The organism is Paenibacillus massiliensis subsp. panacisoli DSM 21345, from assembly GCF_000426545.1.
Classification (GTDB): domain Bacteria; phylum Bacillota; class Bacilli; order Paenibacillales; family Paenibacillaceae; genus Paenibacillus; species Paenibacillus panacisoli.
The window spans coordinates 411,641-436,416 of sequence record NZ_AUFO01000001.1 but is presented as its reverse complement, the minus strand read 5'-3'; the positions used below and the strand labels follow the sequence as shown (position 1 = coordinate 436,416).

The 24,776-nt window shown below is 49.4% G+C and carries 24 protein-coding genes; 8 read left to right on the top strand and 16 right to left on the bottom strand.

Going from position 1 to position 24,776, the window contains the following annotated elements:
* Positions 1-29 precede the first annotated feature (29 nt).
* A complete protein-coding gene (locus tag K331_RS0101890) occupies positions 30-1,250 on the top strand; it encodes an MDR family MFS transporter (protein ID WP_028588957.1) in 1,221 nt (406 codons plus the stop codon).
* A gap of 202 nt (positions 1,251-1,452) precedes the next feature.
* Here K331_RS0101890 and K331_RS0101885 read toward each other — a convergent pair whose 3' ends face one another.
* Positions 1,453-1,875, bottom strand: coding sequence for a hypothetical protein (locus K331_RS0101885; protein WP_028588956.1), 423 nt, complete (start codon positions 1,873-1,875; stop codon positions 1,453-1,455).
* Between the two features lie 313 nt (positions 1,876-2,188).
* On the opposite strand from K331_RS0101885, the gene K331_RS0101880 reads away from it, so the two are divergent.
* A complete protein-coding gene (locus tag K331_RS0101880; protein ID WP_028588955.1) occupies positions 2,189-2,575 on the top strand; it encodes a hypothetical protein in 387 nt (128 codons plus the stop codon).
* Positions 2,576-3,042: 467 nt separating this feature from the next.
* Here K331_RS0101880 and K331_RS0101875 read toward each other — a convergent pair whose 3' ends face one another.
* From K331_RS0101875 to K331_RS0101845, 7 genes are all read right to left on the bottom strand, one after another.
* Complete coding sequence (locus K331_RS0101875; RefSeq protein WP_018886422.1) at positions 3,043-3,837, bottom strand: formate/nitrite transporter family protein; 795 nt, start codon at positions 3,835-3,837, stop codon at positions 3,043-3,045.
* A gap of 46 nt (positions 3,838-3,883) precedes the next feature.
* Positions 3,884-4,204, bottom strand: a complete 321-nt coding sequence (gene nirD / locus K331_RS0101870; protein ID WP_018886423.1) for a nitrite reductase small subunit NirD — start codon at positions 4,202-4,204, stop codon at positions 3,884-3,886.
* Positions 4,205-4,390: 186 nt separating this feature from the next.
* Positions 4,391-6,817 (bottom strand): nitrite reductase large subunit NirB, encoded by a 2,427-nt coding sequence (gene nirB / locus K331_RS0101865; RefSeq protein WP_028588954.1) that lies wholly within the window; start codon positions 6,815-6,817, stop codon positions 4,391-4,393.
* A 312-nt stretch (positions 6,818-7,129) separates the two neighbouring features.
* The gene (locus K331_RS0101860; RefSeq protein WP_018887586.1) at positions 7,130-7,447 is read right to left on the bottom strand and encodes a winged helix-turn-helix transcriptional regulator; all 318 of its coding nucleotides are present in this window, start codon (positions 7,445-7,447) and stop codon (positions 7,130-7,132) included.
* Positions 7,448-7,754: 307 nt separating this feature from the next.
* Entirely contained in the window at positions 7,755-8,483 is a 729-nt protein-coding gene (locus K331_RS0101855) for a ThuA domain-containing protein (RefSeq protein ID WP_028588953.1), read from the bottom strand.
* 42 nt (positions 8,484-8,525) lie between these two features.
* The gene (locus tag K331_RS0101850) at positions 8,526-9,494 is read right to left on the bottom strand and encodes a sugar phosphate isomerase/epimerase family protein (RefSeq protein WP_028588952.1); all 969 of its coding nucleotides are present in this window, start codon (positions 9,492-9,494) and stop codon (positions 8,526-8,528) included.
* A 236-nt stretch (positions 9,495-9,730) separates the two neighbouring features.
* Complete coding sequence (locus tag K331_RS0101845) at positions 9,731-10,840, bottom strand: Gfo/Idh/MocA family protein (protein WP_028588951.1); 1,110 nt, start codon at positions 10,838-10,840, stop codon at positions 9,731-9,733.
* A 202-nt stretch (positions 10,841-11,042) separates the two neighbouring features.
* On the opposite strand from K331_RS0101845, the gene K331_RS0101840 reads away from it, so the two are divergent.
* Positions 11,043-11,861 carry a helix-turn-helix transcriptional regulator gene (locus K331_RS0101840; RefSeq protein ID WP_028588950.1) on the top strand — a complete coding sequence of 273 codons (819 nt, stop codon included), beginning with the start codon at positions 11,043-11,045 and terminating at the stop codon, positions 11,859-11,861.
* A gap of 102 nt (positions 11,862-11,963) precedes the next feature.
* Here the strand turns inward: K331_RS0101840 and K331_RS0101835 are convergent, their stop codons facing one another.
* Both K331_RS0101835 and K331_RS0101830 read right to left on the bottom strand, forming a co-directional pair.
* Entirely contained in the window at positions 11,964-12,293 is a 330-nt protein-coding gene (locus K331_RS0101835; RefSeq protein WP_028588949.1) for a hypothetical protein, read from the bottom strand.
* 140 nt (positions 12,294-12,433) lie between these two features.
* On the bottom strand, positions 12,434-13,135 hold the full coding sequence (locus tag K331_RS0101830) for a TerC family protein (RefSeq protein ID WP_028588948.1): 702 nt from the start codon (positions 13,133-13,135) through the stop codon (positions 12,434-12,436).
* A gap of 577 nt (positions 13,136-13,712) precedes the next feature.
* On the opposite strand from K331_RS0101830, the gene K331_RS0101825 reads away from it, so the two are divergent.
* The 3 genes from K331_RS0101825 to K331_RS0101815 all read left to right on the top strand — a co-directional run bounded on the left by K331_RS0101825 (position 13,713) and on the right by K331_RS0101815 (position 16,177).
* Positions 13,713-14,321 carry a TVP38/TMEM64 family protein gene (locus K331_RS0101825; RefSeq protein ID WP_028588947.1) on the top strand — a complete coding sequence of 203 codons (609 nt, stop codon included), beginning with the start codon at positions 13,713-13,715 and terminating at the stop codon, positions 14,319-14,321.
* A gap of 108 nt (positions 14,322-14,429) precedes the next feature.
* Complete coding sequence (gene msrA / locus K331_RS0101820) at positions 14,430-15,401, top strand: peptide-methionine (S)-S-oxide reductase MsrA (protein WP_028588946.1); 972 nt, start codon at positions 14,430-14,432, stop codon at positions 15,399-15,401.
* 398 nt (positions 15,402-15,799) lie between these two features.
* A complete protein-coding gene (locus tag K331_RS0101815; protein ID WP_028588945.1) occupies positions 15,800-16,177 on the top strand; it encodes a DUF2188 domain-containing protein in 378 nt (125 codons plus the stop codon).
* 230 nt (positions 16,178-16,407) lie between these two features.
* Here the strand turns inward: K331_RS0101815 and K331_RS0101805 are convergent, their stop codons facing one another.
* Positions 16,408-17,025, bottom strand: coding sequence for a YitT family protein (locus tag K331_RS0101805; protein WP_051289579.1), 618 nt, complete (start codon positions 17,023-17,025; stop codon positions 16,408-16,410).
* 856 nt (positions 17,026-17,881) lie between these two features.
* Here K331_RS0101805 and K331_RS0101800 point away from each other — a divergent pair.
* On the top strand, positions 17,882-18,415 hold the full coding sequence (locus tag K331_RS0101800) for a hypothetical protein (protein WP_028588943.1): 534 nt from the start codon (positions 17,882-17,884) through the stop codon (positions 18,413-18,415).
* Between the two features lie 231 nt (positions 18,416-18,646).
* Here K331_RS0101800 and K331_RS28715 read toward each other — a convergent pair whose 3' ends face one another.
* Entirely contained in the window at positions 18,647-19,669 is a 1,023-nt protein-coding gene (locus K331_RS28715) for a DMT family transporter (RefSeq protein WP_051289536.1), read from the bottom strand.
* 226 nt (positions 19,670-19,895) lie between these two features.
* On the opposite strand from K331_RS28715, the gene K331_RS0101790 reads away from it, so the two are divergent.
* Entirely contained in the window at positions 19,896-20,276 is a 381-nt protein-coding gene (locus K331_RS0101790; protein WP_036633893.1) for a hypothetical protein, read from the top strand.
* A 117-nt stretch (positions 20,277-20,393) separates the two neighbouring features.
* Here the strand turns inward: K331_RS0101790 and K331_RS0101785 are convergent, their stop codons facing one another.
* The 4 genes from K331_RS0101785 to K331_RS0101770 all read right to left on the bottom strand — a co-directional run bounded on the left by K331_RS0101785 (position 20,394) and on the right by K331_RS0101770 (position 24,732).
* A complete protein-coding gene (locus tag K331_RS0101785; RefSeq protein WP_028588941.1) occupies positions 20,394-21,710 on the bottom strand; it encodes an amidohydrolase in 1,317 nt (438 codons plus the stop codon).
* A gap of 90 nt (positions 21,711-21,800) precedes the next feature.
* A complete protein-coding gene (locus tag K331_RS0101780) occupies positions 21,801-23,021 on the bottom strand; it encodes a MerR family transcriptional regulator (RefSeq protein ID WP_028588940.1) in 1,221 nt (406 codons plus the stop codon).
* Positions 23,022-23,128: 107 nt separating this feature from the next.
* The gene (locus tag K331_RS28710; RefSeq protein WP_018887569.1) at positions 23,129-23,467 is read right to left on the bottom strand and encodes a YolD-like family protein; all 339 of its coding nucleotides are present in this window, start codon (positions 23,465-23,467) and stop codon (positions 23,129-23,131) included.
* Positions 23,464-24,732: a DNA polymerase IV gene (locus K331_RS0101770; RefSeq protein WP_018887568.1), complete on the bottom strand. Its 1,269-nt coding sequence runs from the start codon at positions 24,730-24,732 to the stop codon at positions 23,464-23,466. Before K331_RS0101770 ends, K331_RS28710 begins: the two co-directional genes overlap by 4 nt.
* Positions 24,733-24,776: the final 44 nt, after the last annotated feature.

Sequence of the window (24,776 nt, the reverse complement as noted above, 5' to 3'; positions counted from 1 at the left end):
TCATTCAGCAGAAGGAGAACCCCTACGTCATGTCACATCCCTTGCGTCATATCCACCCATTAGCCTGGACCATCATTGTCGGCACCATCTTTGGCAGACTTGTTACATCCATGAGCATCCCTTTTCTATCCATCTATTTGATTCAGGTGCTTGGCACCTCCGCTACAGAGGCCGGATTTACGGTTGCTGTCAGTGCACTCGCAGGGGTATTGGTAAGCTTTCATGGCGGCTACGTCTCCGATCGAATCGGACGCAAAAAAGTCATGCTCATCTCCGTATTCGTCTGGGCATGCGTGTTCTTTGGCTTTGCTGCAGCACAGCATTTGTGGGTCTTCTTTATTATGAATACCTTGAATGGCTTGTGTCGTTCGGTATTCGAACCCGCATCACGTGCATTGCTGGCAGATGTCACACCCAAGGATAAGAAGCTGCTCGTATTCAACCTGCGGTATTTTGCCATTAATCTAGGTGTTGTGTTCGGTCCGCTCCTTGGCGTGGCCCTAGGCTCCGCACAGTCCACATTTCCCTTTATGATCGCTGGATTGATTTATATTGTCTATGGAGTGGTCATCTTTATCCAATTCAGATCCCATGCAGTTCCTGTCGCTACCGCTAAGACTGGCAGCTCTCCAAGCATCCGAGAAGCATTACGTACAACCAGCCGTGACAAAGTGTTCTTGCCGATTCTGATCGGCACGGTCTTCTGCGTGCTTGGCTACGGTCATTTTAGCTCAACCTTGGCGCAATATCTCGCTACCAGTCCGCTGTTTGAGGACGGCACCCGCCTCTTCTCCTACATGCTGACACTCAATGCGATTACCGTCCTTGTCGTTCAGTATCCAGTGGTCAAGGCAGCGAGTAAATTCCCGCCTGTTATTCCCCTAATCCTGGGTAATCTTTGCGTAGCCGCCAGTCTGCTCGTCTTCGGTACGGCAAGCGGGTTAATTGTGCTGATGCTTGGTGTCGTCTTGTTTACCGTTGGTGAGGTGCTCATGTTCACGATGATGGACGTACTAATTGACCGCATCGCCCAGCCGGAATGGCGTGGCACCTATTTTGGCACTATTGGCTTCAACAATATAGGCAACGTGTTGGCCCCGATACTGGGAGGTCTCCTGCTTGATGGAGTCGGAGTACATAACGGCCTACTTATCTTCGCCCCACTTGCATTGACGACAGCGCTGGGACTGCCCCTGCTGCTCATAGCCCACCGACGCTTGACTAGGCGGGAACACGCAGCTGCCTCATAAGTGAAGTTTGTTTACAGCGCAGCTATAGGAATTTAAGATCGAGGATTAGCTTACGTAAAAACCAAAGGTGTCCCAGGCAGCCATTCTACGGCTCTTGGGACACCTCTTTGTAATCACCTCCATGAGATGAGATCGGTTCATCACTTCGTTAGTTCATGTCGAAGCGGTGAGCAAGGCATACTTCACTCGAACCTGCTACTGACTAGCGCATGGATACCATCCCTATTTTGCCATCAAGAGATAGACCAAGAGTAATGACTTCCCCCCGGATCTGGACAATATCATGGACACGCTCCAGACTCCAGCCTTGATCCCCAGCAAAGCTTTGCCATTCCTTCAACCCCCATGTAGCAACTATCCCCGGATGCACTACCTTCTGTCGATTGCCATGCAGATCAATATCCATTGCGATCACATCCCCATGCTCTACCATCACTGTAACGTTACCGTATGTATAATGGACCATCGTCGATTTTTTACTTACTTTTGCAGCGGGCAGTTCTGGCTCCCCCAGACAACTCACTACGACACCCTCGGGCTGTCCCACCTGCAAGGCATGGATGCTGTTATGTCGTATGACATCTATGAGCTCTACTTCGAATGATGGTGTCCATTCATGATTCATATCACTAATTCCCCCGCTTCATATATTTGAGCTAGTCCAATACTGGATCATGTCTATATCCATACTTCCCACCGTAGAAAAGACCTTCACACAGCATATCTGCTGAATAATCGGAATACAATGGGGTAATACTATAACATTGTGAAAATATTACTTTCCAATATTCTCGACAAATAGGCACTAGGATCCATATGCAATTAGTTTATTTCAAAAGAAATAGTTCTTAAGTCTAAATAACTAGTGGATATAGTCAATAAGTCATAGTATTATATATCCATAGACTCAAATCCGACATGACAAAGGAATGATTATTATGGAGTTACAGACAATGAACTGTCCTGAATGTGGTTCCATATTTCGTAGAAATCCTCGCAACCTCTGCCAGAACTGCAGCTCGGATAAGGACCGCAAGCTTGATTTCTGCACCGATTATTTATGGAAGCATCCGCAGGCGACGACAGAAGAACTAAGCAACGCCGCCGGGATCGAATATGCACAGGTTGCTCATTGGGTCAAGACACGCAAATTTTCATATACATACGCTAATCTGACCTATCCTTGCGAATCCTGCCGTCATCCGATCGGTGAGGGACGACTTTGCCACAATTGTCATCAATCAATCACAGAGACTGTGCAGCAGATGGCTAGACGACTGCCTAGGCGTCATACCTTCTCCATCGCCCAGCAAGCACGCTACTAGCTGTAGCCACGTCTAATCGTCTATTAGAAGACTCTACTGAGGTAACAGAGCAGTTACCATTTCTTATAGTACAACTTGCAAAAAGCCAGATCCTCCAGCTTAACTCGCTGCAGAGATCTGGCTTTTCTAGTTCATATACTTTTCTAGTCCATATACGTACTTTGTTAGAACATGATCTCAGATTGAATGATCTGAGGAGCGTAGTCGTGAGCGGAAAGCGGGCCTACACTCGCATTTGATCTGTTCAGGGTACTAGTACCTTGACCGAATTATATTTTAGGTTGAATGGTCTGGAGAGATCGTGGTTAGCGGAAAGCGGGGAAGTCCTAGAGAAACGAAGTGGCCGCCTTTAAGCTTGCTGTTCATCCACTTTTCCATTTCGTTCAAAAGAACAGCAAGCTTAACAGAGGTCGACAGGGCTCCCCGCTTGCAGCGGCTCTACACTCGCATTTCATCTGCTCAAGGTACTAGGAACGAGACTTGCCAAGCTTGCTATAGGAGGAAATATAGCTATAGGCCATACCCACAAAGACAGCCCCACCTACGATATTCCCCAGAGTAACGGGAATCATGTTGTGTAGCCAGCCCGCCAATGTAATAGTCTCGGGATGGTTAGGCAGCACCCAGGCTACAGTCAGCAACGTCATATTCGCAACACTATGCTCATAGCCGCTCGCGATAAAGGCAAACAGACACCACCAGATTAATACCAGCCGGGCCGCCTCACTCTTCGCACGAGAGGACATCCACAAGGCAAGACACACAAGCCAGTTACACAGAATACCGCGGAAGAACAAATCTGTGTATGGCAGACTCATTTTTTTGGCAGCAGCAGCAAAGATCAGATGATCTTGGGGAATTCCCCGAAATAGTCCGGTTCCAGCAATCAGATAGGACAGTAGCACAGCACCTGCCAGGTTACCAATAAAAACAAGTCCCCAGTTCTTCAATGTATCTGTCACCGTCGTGCGTTTGGCAATCGTACTCACCGTGAGGAACATATTATTGCCCGTGAACAGCTCTGAGCCAGCAAATACAACCAAGGTGAGAGCAATTCCGAAGGATGCCCCCATAATCAGTGGCTGAAACGGGGACTTTATGGCAGCCAGTGGAGCCCCCAGAGAAAAGATTAAGATGATTCCCAAGCCTACATAGGCGCCAGCAAGCAGCGCAGCGACCATATACCTGGGCCAGCTTTCGTTCATTCTTTTGACTTTATTTACTGCGGCTTCTACCATCGTCTCCACGTCGGGTGCAAACATGGGACACACCTCCTAAGTTACGCTTCCAATGCTAGTCTACGGCCTGCTAGGCCAAAATCATGATCTGATCCTGCTCCAGTCTGACCGGAAAGGTGCGAACCTGTCCCTGATCGGGTGCCTGCACCTGACCATCCTCCAGATTAATCTTCCAATCATAGAGCGGATCATAGAGATAGTGCCCTGAGACGATGCCTTCGGCCAATGGGCCACCCTTCGGATGAGGATTACGGTTCTCCACTGCGTAGATCTGTCCGTCGGATGTACGGAAGACAGCAATCTCTACATCTTTCAGCTGGATTACACGTCCGATCATAGGAAAGAATTCCTCCTGACGGCCTACCGCGCAGTACTCTGTTGTGGTTTTCAAGGTCCTTCGCCTCCTGTATTAATGTACTATTGTGACTCACTGCTATGCGAAGCTCTCAGAAGCTGTAAATCAGCATGAGAGCTTCGTATAAGCAATCAGTAAATTAGTTAATAGTTTATAGTTAAAATTAGTCAGTTAGTTAGTCAGCCAGTTAGTTAACTAGATAGCAATCACGTGTACGAGCTATTACATCACTGGTTCTTTTTTCTCAAAGAGCACTTCACGTTTCTCTGGATTGTTCAGGATCTTCTTCCATGGGTCCTCTACCTGTGCCAGCGCGAATTCGATTCGCTCAACCAATGCCTTGCGGTTCTCCAGATCTTCCACGGTACGAGCTCGAATGTCTTCAATGCCAATACGCTCCACCCACTCCGAAGTCCGCTCCAGGTAATTCCCTGTCTCACGGTAATACTGCATAACTGCCGCACAGATATCAATCAGTTCCTGATCTGTCTTCACCTTGCAGAGCGAGTCTGCCAAGCGAGCCTTGATACCGCCATTGCCACCCACGAATATTTCCCAGCCACCATCGTTGCCGACGATACCGATATCCTTGGTGCAGGATTCTGCGCAGTTCCGCGGACATCCGTTGACAGCGTATTTGAACTTCGCTGGGAGATCGAGCCGCTCAAACTTGCGTTCCAGAAGGGCTCCCATCGCCATTGAATCCTGAGTACCGAAGCGGCAAAATTGCGAGCCGACACAGGTCTTGACTGTACGAAGCGATTTGGCATACGCATAGCCGGAAGGCATATCCAGCTCTTCCCATACCTTCGGTAGATCCTCTTTCTTCACGCCGATCAAATCCAAACGCTGACCGCCTGTCACCTTAACTACCTTCACATCATATTTAAGTGATACATCAGCAATTTTCTTCAAATCTTCTGGTGTTGTGACCCCACCGTACATTCTTGGTACGACAGTATAGGTTCCGTCTTTCTGAATATTGGCACTCATACGTTCGTTTACGAAGCGCGACTCTGCTTCATCTTCATGAGTATCTGGATTAATCATGCCGAGGTAGTAGTTAAGCGCCGGTCTACACTTCGAGCATCCTTCAGGCTGGGACCAGCCCAGTACATTCATGACCTCACGCGATGTAGTCAGCCCTTTGGCCTTAATCTCAGCTACAATCTCATCGCGGCTCAATGATGTACAGCTACAGATGCCTTGCTTGGCAGTACTTTCGAAGCCATCACCAAGCACATATTGCAGGATCTGCTCCACCATCGGCTTACAGCCACCACAAGAACGAGTAGCTCCTGTACAGGCCTTGATTTCATCTACTGTTGTCAGTCCTTGATCTGTAATAGCCTCTACGATTGCCAGCTTAGTTACACCGTTACAGCCACACACAATCTCGTCATCAGGCATGGTAGCAACTGAAGCCGAAGCTGCTTTGTGTCCAGCACATCCGGTTCCCATAATGGAGCCGTAGATCTCATCATTCATCTCTGTTCCTTGACGCACGAGCTTTTGCAGATTTGCCGACTCCGTCACGTCTCCAAACAATACCGCTCCGACAATTACATTATTGCGCAGCAACACTTTTTTGTAGGTACGTTTCCATTCATCCTTCGCAGTAATTACGGTATGTTCTGGGGTATCCAGGAACTCACCTGCGGAGAAGACGTCCACCCCGGAAATCTTCAGCTTCGTGGATACGACAGATCCTTCATAGGCTTGAGTCTCTGCACCACACAAATGCTTCGCCAGCACTGCACCTTGCTCAAAGAGCGGTGCTACCAGACCGTAGCATACACCACGGTGCTCTGTGCATTCGCCTACCGCGTACACATCTGGAAGAGAGGTTCTCATGTAGTCATCCACGACGATCCCGCGATTCACGTTCATTCCACTTGCCACAGCTACGTCTGTATTCGGCTTAATCCCTACGGCCATGACAACCAGATCCGCCTCAAGCTCACTATTGTCACTGAAGCGCAGCCCTGTCACCCGTTCGTCGCCAGTCAGTTCTACAGTCTGTTTGCCCATTGCAAATTTGATACCCTGACGCTCAAGCTCTGCCTTCAGCATCAAGGAAGCAGCAGGGTCCAGCTGACGTTCCATCAGATCTTCCATCAGATGCACAACGGTCACGTCCATGCCCAGGTTCACAAGCCCCTTCGCCGCTTCCAGACCAAGCAATCCACCACCGATTACCGCTGCCTTGCGATAGGTCCCTGCTGCCTCAATCATTTGTCTACAGTCAGCCACGTCACGGAAACCAATGACTCCTTCACGCTCGATCCCCGGAATCGGGAGCATGAATGGCTTTGAGCCGGTTGCGATAATCACTTTGTCATAGGACAGTGTCTGACCCTTGTCCGTAGAGATGGTCTTGGCTTCGGCATCAATCTTCACTACGGTAGTATCCGTGTGAAGCTGGATACCGTTATCCTTGTACCAGTCCCAGTCGTTCAGAATGATATCCTCAACCGTCTTGCTTCCTTCCAATACGTAAGACAGCATGATCCGGTTATAGTTAGGGTACGGCTCGCTACCGAACACATGCAGATCGTATTCGCCGCCCAGCTTGATGATCTGTTCTAATGTACCTACGCCAGCCATTCCGTTCCCAATCAGTACCAGTTGCTCTCGTCTCTTGCTCATACTGTAGCCCTCCTTAGCAATGCCCAGCCTGTCTGCTGCTCTCTCTTATGGACTGACAATGCCTGATATCTTATAATTCAATTTTAAAATAGATTAAATTTTAACTTTGTGATTTTGGTCACAAATATTGTACTTTTTTTCACTTCAATTTTTTGTAAAAAATATTGCGGTTTTCATGAGCTCGAACTGTTCAGCTCCGTTGAAAACGTATAAATTCTATGCTCTTAACAAAAAAAGAAGGCACCCCTTTGAACTCAGGGTACCTTCCTTTACGCTACCTACAACTTGTCATTCTTCATCTACTCTACTTGTCTACTGTACCCAATCCTCAGCCCATGATTGAATCTGATCCATAACTGGACGCAGTGCCTGGCCTTTAGGCGTTAGCTCATATTCGATACGAACCGGAGTCTCTGGGTATACATGTCTGATGAGGATCCCTTCGCTCTCAAGGTCCTTCATCCGCTCCGATAGCATCTTGTCACTCATGCTGGGAATTTGATTCGATATATCCTTGAACCGCTTAGGCCCATCCATTAGCGTCCGAATGATCAGACCATTCCAGCGCTTTCCCAAAAATGAGAAGGCTGTCTCAAAGCGGGGACACAAATGAGTTGGATGATTGTCCATAATTTTATTCACCTCTTTGACAGGTCTGTTGTTAACTTTCAATTAGTTAGTATATTTCAGTTTAGCATATTTTCATCAAATTGAAAATGACCTGGTCCCAATTAATTGTAGGACATTGCTGTAGAGCATGAAAATAACGAAAGACAGGCGATTCCCGGAGTCGCCTGTCTTTCACCGTATCATTACAATAGCATGCATGTATCGTCAATGGACTGTCTGATGGGAGGCACAGCGTTGATCAAGCTACACCTTCCTGCGGGTCGCATCCTATTCTTCCGGACGCACTACGAGAACACATGTGGAAATGTCATACGAGCACCTCGCCAAAAGGGCGAACCGGTTCGCTGCGTCCATAAGTCTGCTGCGGGTGATGCACAGGGTACGCCCAGCGAATGCCGTTGGCAATAACCTTCAGAATCTCGGGGTGATAGAACGTTGGATACGTCTCATGCCCTGGCCGGAAATAGAAGATCTTGCCTGCTCCACGCCGGAAAGTACAACCACTGCGGAATACTTCGCCTCCAGCAAAATTACTAATAAATACCAGCTCATCCGGAGTAGGAATATCAAAGAATTCGCCATACATCTCTTCCTGCTCCAGAATAATCTTCGTATCAATGCCCTCTGCAATCGGATGCGAGGGATTTACTGACCACAGGATTTCCTGCTCGCCAGCTACTCTCCATTTCAGATCGCAGCTGGTGCCCATCAGGGCCTTGAACGGCTTCGAAAAGTGCCCCGAATGCAGCACCACGAAGCCCATACCTTCCTGTACCTTGCGAACCACCTTGGCGACCACCTCGTCACTTACCCGATCATGAGCCATATGCCCCCACCAGATCAATACATCCGTAGAATTCAGCACTTCATCCGTTAGCCCATGTTCCGGTTGGTCCAATGTTGCTGTACGGATTGCGAAGCCTTCTCCCCCAAGCCCCGCAGCGAGTGCATTATGCAATCCATCAGGATAGACGCGCTGCACGGCATCGTGTATTTTCTCATGAACAAATTCATTCCAGATGGTTACGTTAATCATAACTTATCCCCCTAAATATTGCCCCTGTTGTCTCCCAAGCTGTTATACCCACCACATTTCGCCTAAAGGTTCATTCATAAGCACCTGCTTCAGATTGTGAACCGCCTTGGTGAAGCCTTCCTCGATGGACATCAGTCCATCCTCATGCTCAATGCTAACAACATAATCATAGCCTACAAGACGAAGCGCGCTCAGGATATCCGCCCACGTCTTGATGTCATGCCCAAATCCTACTGTACGGAACTGCCACGCACGCTCCAGCATATTGGTGTACGGCTGCATATCTGTCAGACCGTATTTGTTGACATTCACTGGATCAATGACAGTATCCTTGGCGTGGAAATGATGAATCGCTCCTTCACGGCCAAGAATCTGTACAGCCTGAACCGGGTCAATACCCTGCCACCACATATGGCTTGGGTCAAGATTGGCACCAATCACTTCTCCTGCAGCTTCACGCAGACGCAACAGCGTAGCAGGCGTATGCACAGAGAAGCCCCCGTGCAGCTCCAATCCAATCTTGACATGATGCTCAGCTGCGAACTTGCCTGTCTCCGTCCAATAAGGAATAACTTTATTCTCCCATTGCCACTTCAGAATCTCCTGATAATCGTTCGGCCACGGAGCTACGGGCCAGTTCGGATACTTCGCATTCTCATGATCCCCCGGACAGCCGGAGAATGTATTCACGACAGGTACTTCCAGCTTCTCAGCCAGCAATACCGTGTTGATAAAATCTTCATGATCCTGCTGTGCCAGATGCTTTTGCGGATGCAATGGATTCCCGTGACAGCTTAAGGCACTGATTGTCAGCCCACGAGATTCTACGGCCTTCTTGAAATTCTGAATCGCTGTATCATTACCCAGCAATGCCGCTGGATCACAATGCTTCTTGCCTGGATTGCCACCTGTTCCGATCTCTACGGCTGTTACCCCCGTGGATGCTGCAAAATCCAATGCTTCTTCCAAAGATCTGTCCCCGAATAAGACCAAGAATACACCAAGTTTCATAGAATAATCCTCCCCTGTCGCTATGGATAAAATTTCAACAACTATAATGTAAAGTTCAACGGATCATGCATATATTCCGACTGAATGGGATTGCCTTATCTTGAGTCTCTAATATTACATACGCATGTCATGTTAAAAATGTTTCCTTTTGTGCATAAAAAACACATTTTTGAGCTTTTATGGGTATCTATTAAGTGAGATTTCCCTTGTATGCCGATAGCGATTTCAACGTCTACCTAGACTTCAACCTTCGCCAGAATCTCATTGCCGTAATACAAGGTCTCATCCGGTTCGAAACGGCTATCCAGGATGATGTGCTTCCCTTCCAGTGAGGAACGCTGAAACGCATGCATCGCCTCCAGAATGTGATAAGCAAGCTCTCCACTCGTTCGCGGCTGCTTACCTGCTCGCAAGGCTGTGACCATCTCCGAGGCCCCCAAGCCGCGCTCGTTGCGAGAGCATATGAATAGTGGCTCCACCGTCTCCCACTCGTCCGCACCGAAGCGTCTGACCTTCACATCACCATTAAACGTATTGGGATCAGGAACGCTCATTGTCCCTTCAGTGCCATAGATCTCAATGAAAGGAAGCTCTGAGGAGCCCCGGATATCAAAACTGGTAATGACGGTGGCAATCGCCCCGCTCTGAAAGTCAATGTTACCTGCCAGATGCGTCGGAGTCTGCACCCGCAGCGGAGTTCCTTCCTTCGGTCCACTATGGATCATTCGATCAGGCACCTGGATTCCGACAGTTGAGCTGATCCGCCGGATTGAGCCAAGCAGATTCACGAGTGCCGTTAAATAGTAGGGTCCCATGTCGAACATAGGGCCGCCGCCTGCGGCATAGAAGAACTCAGGATCATGATGCCACCATTCCGGGCCGCTTCCCATAAAGAAAGCCGTGGCTGCAATCGGACGCCCGATCATGCCCTGTTGTATCGCGCTCCGTGCCGTCTGAATACCTGCTCCCAGGAAGGTATCCGGTGCGCAGCCGACCAGCAGACCTTTTTCTCTGGCGCATTCAAGGACTCTCTTGCCATCCTCAAGGGATACGGCCAGCGGCTTCTCGCTGAATACATGCTTTCCTGCCTCCAGCACAGCCAGATCCGTCATGGCATGACTGCCAGGAACGGTCAGATTAAATACCAGCTCAATGGACGAATCTTGAATCAGCTCATCCACTGTGTATACGTTTGCAACAGAGAATTCCTCTGCTCTTGCTCTTGCACGATCTGCCAGCAGGTCAGCAACAGCTACGATTTCGATGTAAGGACTATGCTTCAGATTTTCGAGATATACGGCACTAATGTGACCGCAGCCGATAATGCCTGCCTTTACTCTCTCCACTACATTCTTCACTCCTCAGATGCCAGTTAGTATGAGGTGTACAATCTACTCTCATGGTATTCTGTACAGCCCTCGAATAAAATGAATAATATGATTAGAACATGAACAATCTGGCCAATATTTATCAAGTAACCGTGATTTTGATTCCGGGATAAGGACAGGTATCCGGGAATTGGAGCATGGGAGCAAAGGAGTGCTTACAATGTCCTCTAATGAATCATGTAAGGTACTGACTGCCGGATTTTCTTTTCACCGCAGACCCTATTATTCAAGCCAGCCCGAAGGCATTCGCAATTACATGCTGCGCCTGCAGACGGACGGTAGCTGCCGAGCACGGATCGGTAGCGATATGGTCGAAGTGGTGGCTGGTGATCTGCTGCTCCTTCATCCTTCGGAGCCTTACGAATTGACGATTGATGGCGAAACGGATGCGACAGGGGACACGCTGATTGAGAGCAGCGATTATCACATCTTCTTCACTGGGCCCTGGGCTGAAGCCTGGTGGAAGCAGCGTAAACGTCCAGCCAAGATGCGGGTAGAACTGAACGAATCCCTACTGAATATATTCCGCCAGATTGTCATGGAGCAGCGTCGGATATTCAACCATTATCCTGAGATATCGGAGTATTACATGCGGATTCTCTGTCTCGAGATTGACCGACTGTTGGCAGAGCAGCCTGTTGCCTCCCAACACGGCTATCTGGCCTTCCAGATCAAGCATTACATTGAGGAAAATGCCTCGACTGCCTTTAAGCTGGACGACGTTGCAGGCTACCTCGGCATCAGCGTATCCCGTGCCGTGCATTTGTTCAAGGAAACATTCGATACCACCATCATGCGATATGCGCTGGAGGTTCGGCTCAATATGGCGCGGGAACGGATTATTTTCAGCCCGATGTCCTTGGAGCAAGCGGCTGAATCGTCCGGATTTGCCAATTATACTTATTTCCACCGCGTATTCCGTGCAAAATACGGGATATCACCAAGACAATACCGCGCCGAGCACCGTGAGCAGCTGTAAGCTCCCTTTCCCATAAGTTAAACAACTAACGCGAGCAATAACCAAAAAAACGTATGACAATGGGAGACTTGCTCTCATTATCATACGTTATTGAGGTGGGAATCATCCGGGCTTAGCGGGATTTCTGTTCAATTGCTCTCTTGCCTCCGCCACGATCATGGCCAGATCCTCATTGCCGAACATGGACAGCACACCAAGGACGGTATCATCCGGAATGTCGCCAGCCTCCTCGCGAGGTACCGTCAACTCCAGCACTCGCTGCAGGCGCTCATTTTTCTCCTGATGCGGATACGCTTGTCGATATAAGACCTCAGGGTCTAACCCCTGATTCACGCACCACTGGGCAAAGACAAGAATCATCATATCCTCTTCCTGCCGATATTGTTGGGCTATCACTTCCTCTATTGAGGAAGGCTTATTGCTGTCATCCATCGTACTTCTCCTCTCACTTCCTACTGTTGGCTAGTGACCAAATCGTATACCAACTTCAGAAGCGATGCAACCCGAAGTAGCATTCTTGATACAACTACCGAAATGCCGGACCCTTCCCTCAGGAGCAGCGAGAGTAATGATTACTCCGCCGTTTTAATCCGAACTGGGCGGCTCTTGATCTTGCTCTCACGTCTTTTCTTCACATTCCAGCCATACAGCACTACAGCAATGACAACAAGAAGCTCGAAGCCGTATTTCACGACAGGATTCACGAACCAGTCATGAAGAAGCGGCTCGGCGACGATCATTTTGGCAGCGGTATACGCGAGTACAGCAGCCCCGATGGCAATTACATATGGGAAGCGGTCGGTAAGCTTAAGGATAATCGTGCTGCCCCAGACCATAATCGGTACCGAGATCGCCAGCCCCAGAATGACCAGAATCATGTCACCATGCGCAGCCCCTGCTACAGCGAGTACATTATCCAGCCCCATCATGGCATCTGCAATAATAATCGTACGAATCGCAGCCCACATCTGATTTCCTGCCGAGATTTCATGCTTCCTTTCTTCAACAAGCAGCTTATAAGCAATCCAGACGAGCAGCAGCCCTCCGATCAATCGCAAGCCGTATATTTGCAGCAAATACGTGACCAGTAGCGTAGCAATAACACGAATCAGAACGGCCCCGACCGTCCCCCAGAAAATCACCTTCCTTTGATCCTCTTTTCGTACATTACGCGCAGCAAGTCCAATGACAATCGCATTGTCGCCAGCAAGCACCAGGTCGATAATTACGATGGACATGAGTGCTGTCCAGAACTCCACAGACATGAAATCCATGCGCTCCCCACTCTCCCTCATTTTTTTGTTATACTTAGCTTTGCGACTCGCATTCATGCATGTCAGCATTTTGCATCATTTTTCGGGATCTATGCGCAACACTCATGCAAAAAGGCGCTTGCTCCTTGAACAATCAGGAACGGCGCCTTTTGAATTCACATCAAAAAGACCTTTACCCGAATGTTCAAGATTCCAGGCAAAGGTCTCGCTTACAACGTCACGTTGCCAATAAAGCCGGGGCAAATTTACCCGTCATGACGACTTTATTGTCTGAGCTACTCCCCTTTGGGATTATTCTATGCCGCATATTATAGCATTCATGACATAAACAAGGAATCGGCACTTACATTATTTTGAGCACGATCGTAAGTACTTATTAAGACTCCTCCAGAACTTGCTTTACTTTTTAGGAACTTGTTTACTTCCTCAGAACTTATCTGGAATTTAGCTCATATCTTATTGAAAGCATGTTCAGGACCTTTTCGGGGACTTATTGGAGATTTATTGGAGATTTATTAGAGACTTATTAGGTATTCATTTGTTGTTAATTAGGGTTTATTCAGGAAAGGATTTATTTATGAAAAAATGGATTTTTGTGAGTGGATATATCCTGCTACTGCTGGTGACATGGTTGGAGAGAGAGCGCTTGTGGACATGGACTGAGCAGCAGGCATCCTGGCCTGTATTGCTGTTGGTCTCGTCCCTGTTTGCCCTGCTCCCCGTCTTTCCTTATAAGCTGGTGATCGCGGCTATCTCCTATACAACCGGCCCATGGCAAGGGGCTCTCATCTGCTGGACCGGAAGCTCTTTGGCTGCATTTGCCGTCTACGCAGGGATTCGCTATTTCTTCCGTGCCAGCGGACAGGCATATTTACAGCGTTCACCTGCCCTATCCAAGGTCAACCGAGTCATGGAGGGTCACCCCTTCGTCTCTGTGCTGCTGGCTCGGCTCTTTCCGCTCATCCCCCAGACCGTGGTCAATGTGTATGCCGGGGTAGCTCGCTTTCCTTTTCACAGCTTCGCACTTGGCACATGTATTGGTAAGCTTCCAGGTGTAACTGCCTATGCTTTCGCTGGCGGTCTCTTGGCCACCTACCCGCTCGCTGGTGTCTCACTTGCCGTGTTATACCTCGGGATTAGTATTGGCATCTTCATGCTGTTACGCAAAAAGTTGTACGGTAGCTAGCTAGTTTGGTCTCAGAGGCACAATTCGAGTATAATTTAAATTAAGGATATTTCCCGATAGGAATTATCCGCGGCTTATAACATGTCTTCAAGAACGGAGTGATTATAGATGGATATCATTAAAAATCCCAACGATACAGAATTAGCTACCTTTGCAGGTGGATGCTTCTGGTGCATGGTATCTCCCTTCGAGGATCTGCCAGGAATCAAGAAAGTCCGTTCTGGCTACACAGGTGGTCATACAGAGAATCCCACTTACGAGGAAGTCTGCTCCGATACGACAGGTCATGTCGAGGCTGTCCAGATTACCTTCGATCCTTATGTCTTCCCTTATGAGAAGCTGCTGGAGCTATTCTGGCAACAGATTAATCCGACAGATGCTGGTGGTCAGTTCCATGATCGCGGGGAATCCTATCAGACGGCCATCTTCTATCATAATGAGGAGCAGCGTCTTAAGGCAGAAGCCTCAAAGAAAGCACTTGCGGACAGCGGACGATTCGATCAACCAATCGTTACACCGATTGTACCAGCATCTGTCTTTTATGAAGCAGAGGAATACCATCAAGACTATCATAAGAAGAATCCAGGGCACTACAAACGCTATCGCAAAGGCTCTGGACGTGAGGACTTCATCGAGAATCATTGGTCCGGCAAGCTGGACAAGTCCAACCTCCAGGAACGGCTGACACCGCTGCAATATGAAGTCACCCAGAACAATGCTACCGAGCGTCCCTTCCAGAATGAATTCTGGAACCACGAAGATGAAGGCATCTACGTGGACATCGTCTCAGGTGAAGCCTTGTTTAGCTCGCGGGATAAGTATGATGCAGGCTGCGGCTGGCCTAGCTTCACTCGCCCATTGAGCAGCTATAGCATCAAGGAGAAGACGGATCTTAGTCATTTCATGATTCGCACCGAGGTCCGCAGCCGAATCGGAGACTCCCATCTTGGCCATGTATTCGATGATGGACCTGGCGAGAATGGCCTACGCTACTGCATCAACTCCGCTGCGCTGCGTTTTGTTCCTAAGGACAAGCTGGAGGAAGAGGGCTATGGAGAGTATGCTTCACTATTTCAGTAAATTGCTTTTTCCAGCAAGATGCTATTCCAGTAACTTATTCATGTATAGTATCACTGAATTTACCCAGGAATAAATCATCCCTGTCAACGATATAGCTTCGAATTACTGCGAATACGCACAAATAAAGCCACAGGATCTTCATTCAACTTCAAAGTCGGATGATCCCCTGTGGCTTTGTTATCTGTGGCCCTTCTCCTTCCGATAACTGCAAGCCTATTCCTTCTCATCTAACGGCTGGGCACAGATTTTACTTAGTTGGGAGATACAATTACGGCGATCCGCGTTTGCCCACGAATGGGAAGGGTAATATATATCTAAGCTCCATATCTACCGTCCCTTAGGAGCATTGATTTAATCTCGTTTTTCGTAACCTGAAGGAAGAGACAGGAGGAATGATTATGCCGTGGAACAAGCAGGATTACCCCCCATCCATGAAAAATCTGGAGGAACGTGTGCGCAACAAGGCGATCGAGATCGCCAATGCCCTCCTATCGAACGGCTATGAGGAAGGGAGAGCAATTGCGATTGCAACGGCTCAGGCTGAGGAATGGAATCGCAACCATCCCGCACACGAGACGGATGAGCCCATTCATGTCGTTCCCCACGAGGAAGGCTGGGCGATTAAGGAGCAGGGACGAGATCATCCCTCTTCTGTGCACCATACCAAGACGGAGGCCGTTCAAGAAGCCAAGTGCTGGTCTGCAGACCAGAGCATACGGGTGATCATTCATGATCAGCATGGTCGCATTCAGGAGTCACGCCATTTCAGTAAGTGATGTATACACATACAAATAGAGGTGCTCCTGATCCATGGTGGCATCAAGAGCACCTCTATGCTTGATCTGCTCTATTATTCGTTCATGCTTATCGTCTGTCTGCGTACCCTTCTCATTCTCATCAGTCCAGAGCATTCGCCTGAAGTCCCAAACAATGCTTTCCGGAACATAGGGCACTGCGGTTACTATGCGGTTAATTCGAATCGCGTATAGCTCCCCACAATCCATGCCTAGCTGTGCGCTTGCTGCTTCAGAGTTACTTGAGGAGCAACAGTTGGCTTCGGTAGACGGAAGGTGACGGTGATGGTGATAATCTTGCCTGCCACCCATACTGCAAGAATCGTGTACAGTGTCTCCTTCATTGGCAAATATAACAGTGAGAGAAGAAGTACTATACAGTCACTGGCAAAAAATACATTCCCCAGCTTCCAGCCTCTCCACTGACTAATGAGGAGGGATAAAATATCATCGCCCCCAGTAGCACCGCCAAATCTCATAACCAGACCCGCACCGACACCTGTCAGTAAGCCTGATAACAAGGCAGCTACCGCCAGATTGCCTGCCAGATCGATATGCAGAGGCGAGTATAATTCAAAGGCAGCATAGAATCCAGAGAACATCAAAGCTCCGACCAATGCGGAGGCCATGAACTTCCAGCCCTTCCACAGCCAAGCGACAAGCAGCACTGGAATGTCCAGCAGCAATGCCGTCCAGGCAGGTGACCAACCGAAGGCGTATTTGCCCAGAAGAGCTAGGCCAACGAATCCTCCTTCAGTTAAATGATTCGCAAAATTAATATGGTAGTAAGCAAATGCAAGAATGAGCGTGCCCAGCATCATAGCCAGCATACGTCGGGCTAGAGGGGCGAGTTGACTAACAGTAATTGAACTTTGGTTGGGTATCCTCATACAGGCTTCCTCGGTTTCTCGTAAGTTTGGTGTAACTACCGTTCTTACGGAAGCCGAAATGGATGCTTAGCCTGGAGGACTTGGTCCTTCGCATTTCACAATCCCCTCTTCCGTAAAGTCGGTCAGAATGGCTGACGTCATCCACGAGAAGAAGCTAAGTATAAGAGAGATCATACCGTTTCCAGATCGTCCTTTGGGGAAGTATCCTTCGGGGACACATGGTATCCTGATCCTTTCTGCATGTTATTTCGTCACAACTGGTCGGTTAGCCGAACCAGTCCCTGTAACAATTCTACCACAGACGAGCACCTGTGAAACAGCCCTGTTATGTCAAACCTACGTAAAATGGACGATATGCATAGTCGACGATATACATATCCATGGTAACGAATGTTGCAGAGCCCCTAGACGGCAGAACATTCTACACCACCACAAGATCCACACGAAGTAAGACTAAAATCCGCTGGCATTAACAATATATGATTAAAAGCTTTGGTTATGCGTCTGGCAGCAGATGCACGGAAAATTGTGCAACAATCCCGAAGATGCGGAAGATAAATGCAGAAGATAAATACAGTTGTGCAAAACTGGACTTAGGTTGGGGATACAACTGGACTAGGGCACGTTCTCCCTTCACTTCATTTTTGTTAAAATTCTGGATATCTAGCATGTATCATACGCTTCAAACCATATAGCACGAGCTTATATAACATAGGGAAGGATGTGTGGAATCAATCAGAGGAGACAATACATTGCTCTCTTAGGAGCAGTATTTCACAGAAAAGGAGCGATAATAATGATCAAAAATAAGAAGCAGTTGGTACTAACCTGTGCTACCTTAACCCTGATGACGATCTTAAGCGCTTGTAGCACCCAAGCGGCTCAGGAGTCCGGAGATAGTAATAATACTAATGGTAGCAAGGTGCCCGCCGCAGAGAGCATAGCAGATACGAGCAAGGCCTCCACATCTGCAGCGAAGCCTGCGGAAGCAGAAGTGAACCAGAATAAGCAACTGCCTGAAAATATGCCAGCTGACTTCCCCTTACCGGCTGATGCCCAGATTGAATTAGCTCAGTCCAGCGAACAAGAGGGCAAGAAGTCAGTGATGATTATCTTTACAACCCCTGAAGATCTGAAGGCCGTCTCCGATATGTACAAAGATTATTTTGCCACCAAAGCCATGACAGATGCTATGGAGACCATTGATGATAAAAATATCATCATTCAAGGAACCGATACAGAAGCCCATGAAAAATGGTCCTTAATTGGAGGAGTAATGGCCAGTAAGGACGGATCTGTAGAACTGACAATGACCTGGAGTGAACTCTGATCCCTGCCCACCCTGAGTTCGACAATCCATGTCTCATCGCCCCGTTGGCACTGCCTCCTCTCTGATTTCGGGTAGGAGTGGAAGATGAGATAGATAGCAGTTCCTCGATATGTACGTGTATATTTTAATAGTGTAGAATCTGACGAATAAAATGATGGCGGGTAACGCTCGAAGCGCACCCGCCTTATTCTGTACATCCGTTTGTGAAATTCGACTAATGCATCATAACGATTAGTGTCTGTCCTCCGTTATTCTCTGCTCGATAATAGCTACCTCTGTCTCGTTGGCTTTTTTCTTTCTTCTCTGCTCCATTTGAACCGTCATCTGCTTTGCTCGATCAAGCCCTTCCTTTGCCCTTCTGCCTGATGAACCTACACTTCCCCGACGATTAGCGATGAAGACTCCACCGAGGATCAGCACCAGTCCACCCAGCAGATTCCAACCGATATGCTCGCCTAACAAGGCATAGCCCCATACCATCGCTGTAGCAGGCACCAGATACGTTACGGAGGTCGCGAACTCTGGGCTACCCTTCATCAGCATGTAATTAAACAGAATGTACGCTACACCCGAGCCAAGGACGCCGAGTCCCAATAGCGAAACCATGACCTGAAGTGACCCTAGCGATGCTAATGAAGCTATTGACGGGCTCTCCAGCACCAGCGCAGCCAGCGTACTGCTGATCCACGCCCCTGCCAGGGTAGCTACCGAAATCTGGTACATATCCATACCTCCCAGAAGCTTGCGCGCAAGCTGGGAGCCGATAGCGTAACACAATGTCGCCGAGAGCATCACCGCAAAGCCTATTGGATCTGCAGCAATGATCGTATCCGAATTAATGCCGAGCAGTACTAAGATGCCTGCAAATGCAATCCCCATCCCCAGCCATTGCTGTCTGCCGAACACCGCTCCAAAGAACACCAGACCTACAAGCATCGTCCAAATCGGAGTCGTCGCATTCAGCACAGAAGCCATACTGCTGGTGAGTCTCGTCTCGCTGAAAGCAATGAGTGCCCAAGGCAACGCCATATTGATAATCCCCACCAGCAGAGACCCGCCCCAGTTCAGCTTCTTCAAGTCAAATGGCCTACGTAGCAGCACCATCATTAGCACGATGAACAGCATGCCCAGCAAGGAGCGGAGGCTGGCTATCGTCCACGGACCCATCTGATGTGCCAATAGCACCTTGATGAGCATGAAGGACGCTCCCCACACAAGACTTAACAAAATAAGCGCAGTATACAGCCGGCGCATCTGATCATTCCTTCTTTCATTAACAATTGTGAACTCCAACAGACATGACCAACCATACCTTATTTTGCTGTCCATGGGAAGCATGTGCCTTCAAGTGTCTGTGTGCACTGCATTTTCCATGAATTCCTCGTTGCTGGAATGTATGAACTCCATTATGATGGTTATATTAAGAACATATGTTCTCATACATCTAAGATAGTACCCCATGAAGGAAGTGAACGATGTTATGAAGCCATCATCAGCACCTCCCATCCCTACACATGAGGATGACCGTCTGGTGAAATCCTATGTCTTGTATACCTTGATGCTCGATATGCTGGCAAAGGATATTGCCGTCTTGAAGCATTCCTCCTCTACACTGTACCTCTCTGATCTCTACACTCGCGGACTGGATCGCCTGCAGCAGCATATCACCCACGAGCTGACCTCCACCCGACGGGATATGCGGGCAAGAGGGATTAAGGTTCTGGAGGAGCAGCGAGGTCCTGCTGGCATTGAAGTGCATTACCTGTGCCGGGGATATCGGAGATTCTTCTCCATGCTCCCCCGCTTCGCCAGAAGTGAGGTGCGACGCGAGCTAAGTCGCCTGTTCCAGATTGTACATTAATCGGACCCTGCAGATGCAATGGCTAGGTGGGTACTCTCTGCTCGACTCTCTAAACAATCCCTCTAGTCCAGCCCCTCAAGCCAAGTACCTCAAGCCGAGTGCCAGTGCAACATCCGCTCATAACCCGGCTGTGATTCGTTTCGCACGGACAGCTGCCTGTTGCAGCAGCTCTGGCTCGTCTATCGTCAACAGCTGGCGTTCTCTCATCAGCACACGACCATTTACAATAGTGGTGTGCACATCCGAACCACAGGCCGCATAGGCCAGTAGGGAGAATGGATCATGAAGGGGCTGCAGGTGCGGCTGCTGCAAGTCCAGCAGGATGATGTCAGCCAGTCTCCCAGGCTCCAACTGACCTTCCCTTGTTCCAAGCCTGAGCAATTCTGCTCCTCCGGTTGTAGCCATGGCTAGTGCTTGTCTGGCACGGAATCGGGCGGGGTCTCCACTAGCCAGCTTCTGCAGCCATGCCCCCGCACGTACCTCGGCAAACATATCGAGCGTTGTAGCACTGCCTGCTCCGTCTGTCCCTAGACCGACGCTAACCCCTTGCTCTAGCAGCTCGGTTATAGGAGCAATTCCGCAAGCCAGCTTCAGATTGCTCACCGGATTATGAGCTATTCCACCACCACGAATAGAGCGAAGCAGGTGGATATCCTCCTGCTGCAGATGCACTCCATGGGCCAGCAAAATATGATCATGATCCAGTAGACCACAATCGTGCAAATACTGTGTTGGTGTACAATGATACCGCTCCTGAATGATCGCGCTCTCCTCCAGAGTCTCAGCTAGATGAATATGGATTGGTACGCGCTTGGATTCAGCAACCTTCAATACCTCCTTCAGCATATCCGGAGGGCAGGTATAGGGCGCATGGGGTCCCATCATGGTCGTGATTCGTCCCTCTGCTTTGCCGGACCAGCGATCGATCAGATCAATCGCCTCATGTATTCTGCGGCCCCCGTCGTCCTCCAGACCAATTACTCCCCTGGTAAGCGATGCACGGATACCACTCTCCTGTACAGCCTCGGCAATTTCATTCATATGAATGTACATATCAGCAAAAGCTGTCGTACCCGACTTGATCATTTCAGCAATCGCCAGCTTGGCTCCCCAATAGATATCCTCAGGCGTCATCCGCGCCTCGGCTGGCAGCATCTTGCGATCAAGCCAGTCCATCAGCTTCAGATCATCGGAGAAGCCCCGCAGCAGGCTCATCGGTGAATGCTGATGGGCATTGATCAGCCCTGGCATAGCGATCATGCCACGTGCATGAATGCACTCCCCCGGCTGCTTCGAAAGCTCTGGCCCCATCGCCTCTATTCGCGTGCCCTTGATTGCAATATCTCCTTCATATGGCTCTTCTCCAGGTACCATACTCACAATGAGAGCACCCTTGATCATGATCGTATCGCTTGCCTCTGTCATCATTTTCATTTTCTTCATCCTCCTGGCTTATCACATGAGTACTACTTCACCAGAAGACTACAAGTTTCCCTTACGTCAAGGTCAAGAGACTTTCACTCATCAGGAGAAAAGAGATCCGCTGCGCGCCTGACCATAATGAACAGGAACGGCATATACCATGTAGACAGGACCAGCGACACGCCGGGTAATCGTTACATATCCATGCTGCTCAAGCCATTCTGTCAGAAACGAAGGCGTCACATAGTAGGCTGGCTGCTTGTCCAGATGATTCGCCAGTGGATCTGACATAGAGCTAGACAGAGGATCTGTCATAAAATTGGGCTGAAGGCTTGGCTGAGGGTTGGGCCAATCATCCGATAGATAATCCACCGGACGTTCCTCCAGACGCCCTGCTTGATCAGCGACTACGCTATCATCTGAAAGCGCTGCGCTCACCCAACGTTCTGGCTCCTGCATCACATCTGCAATGCAGATGCGGCCATGCGGCTGGAGCACACGGCATATTTCCCCTAAAGCAATGTACTTCTGTTCATCAGCCAGATGATGCATAGCATAACTGCTCACCGCAAAATCAAAGCTCCCGTCTACGAACGGGATCCGCATCAGATTCCCCGGACGGACATCAATATGTGGAAATTTACGACGACACTGCTTCAGCATCTCTGTAGACTGGTCAATACCGGCCATCATTGCCCCTTCTGCTGCAAAAAGCCCGGCCAGATTGCCGGTCCCCGTCCCCATATCAATTCCCTTTTCCCCGGGCTGTGGCTGAACGCGCTCCACCATGAACCGCAGGGTATCCGAGTAAGCCGGATGACCGCCACTCTGCAGCTCCTCTTGCTTCACCAGTTCATCATGTATGGCTGCGCGGCTATCAAAATCCCAATTGTCCTGCCATGAATTCCTCAGCTGGCGTTGTCGCTTCAAGCCACCAGCCTTCGCGAACCAGCTTCCCCACTCAGGGTCTTCGCCCGTCCGCAGGCAATCAATCATATAATCAGCGGCCTCCAGCTGCTGCTTGCTCTCCATCCAGCTATCGAACATCGCTGAACGCTGAAGCTCCAGTGTATGCAGCGCCTCCTCCCGTCGCCCTTGCTCCAGGCTGCCCAGCAGCTGCTTGACCTGCTCCACCGACATCCCAAATTCGCGAAGCGAGATAATCATCCTTAGCCGGATCATATCACGCTCACCAAACACCCGATAGCCGTTATCCGGGTCCTTCTCGGGAGTGATCAGCCCCTTCTCCTCGTAGAACCGGATCGTTCGTGTAGATACATGCAGCTCTGAGGCTAGCTCCTTGATTTTCCATCTCTGACTCATTCCTACGCTCCTTTCGCCAGACTGCCCTGCCCTTAGTTCTCAAGCACAGGGCTCTCTATCCAGCGTCTGTCCTGAGTCCATTATAGAACATTAACGTTACGTAAAGGCTATAACAGGCGAGCTGTCATCAGCTCGGCAAAATCAATCCACTCAAAGCCATCCTGCGTATCGACTCTGAATTTTCGCTGATGCTGGCTAATGGCTGTAACCGTGCCTTCTGCGCGATGAGCAGGACCACGTTCGGTGAATAGCTCAATCTGTATCGGCAGCCCATCATGCTCCGAGATCAGGATATAGCGAAGCATCTCCTCCAGCTCATCCTCATGCAGGAGTGGACGAGACCTCTTGTCTGCCCTTCCTGCCTCCTCCAGAATACGCGCCCGATGCTCAGGCAGCATCATCCGGCTAGATTCCCATAGTCCGTTATTTTGCAGCTTTTTGCTCATTTGTAATGCCCCCCAATTTTCAGCGATCTTTCCAATGCCTGACCCGCATAGGTCAGAGAGGATGCCCGAACGATAGCAGCACTGCCATACCGCTCCTTGATGCGATCGGTCGCTTCCTCAAGGGAGCGCACCCGCTCCTGATCCTCGAAGAAGGAGATCTGATAGACCCCATCCTCGACGAGATCACTCAGGCTGACACCCAGACGACGTACAGGCATATGATCCCAGAACTTATAGAACAGCTCCTTCACGGACGCAAATACTTTATTAGTGCTATTCGTCGGATCAAGCAGCTTCCTTTGCCGGGAAAATCCCGTAGGTGCTTCATAAGGGCTGCACATGCAGCTGACATTCACCACCTGCCCCATATAGCCTTTACGCCGACTGTCCCGGCATACTTCCTCCGTCAGCTCCAGCAGAATGGTCTCAATTTCCTTCGGCTCCAGATAATCCTTGGGCAATGTCATCATATGACCGATGGACTTCTGAGGGGTACGAAATGTGTACGGGGCGACTGGACTGTCATCCAGCCCATGAGCACTCCGCCACAGCACCTCTGCCTGAATGTCTGACTGCTTGCCAAAATGAGCCCGTAAGCGGGACTTCAGCACAGGAAGCGGCGTACGGGCGATATCTCCAATCGTATGCATACCCAGTCTGGCCAGATGCTTCGTCATGCGCGAGCCAATACCGAACATCTTCTGCACGGGCTGAGGCCACAGCAGCATCTCAAGCCCCGACTTCGGTAAGCGATACAAGCCGCTCTCGTTCTTCTTCGCCCATATATCCGTGGCCATTTTAGCCAGAATCTTGTTGGAGCCCATTCCGATCCGTACCCACACTCCCGTCTTCAGAAGTACCCTCTGCTGAATCTCTCGGGCAATCTCTAACGGATCACCGAACAATCCAAGGCTTCCGGTCACATCTAGGAACTGCTCGTCTATACTGAACACCTCTACCAGATCTGTATACTGCCTATAGATATCAGAGATGGCCAAGGACACATCAATGTAATACTGCATCCGCGGTCGAACAACGACGAGCTCCGGGCATTTCTTCAGCGCTTCCCCAAGACGTTCTGCCGTTGTCACGCCAAAGCTCTTGGCTATCGGGCAGGCAGCAAGAATAATTCCAGATCTTCGGGCAGGATCACCTGCCACCGCAAGCGGCTTATGCTCGCAATCCAGACGTGAGGCTTTTTCTACGCTAGCGTAAAAAGACTGACAGTCTGCCAGAAAAATGATTCGTTCATTTTTTTTAGGCATGATTATGCACCCCTCTATAAAATCACAGCAATGAGAACATACAT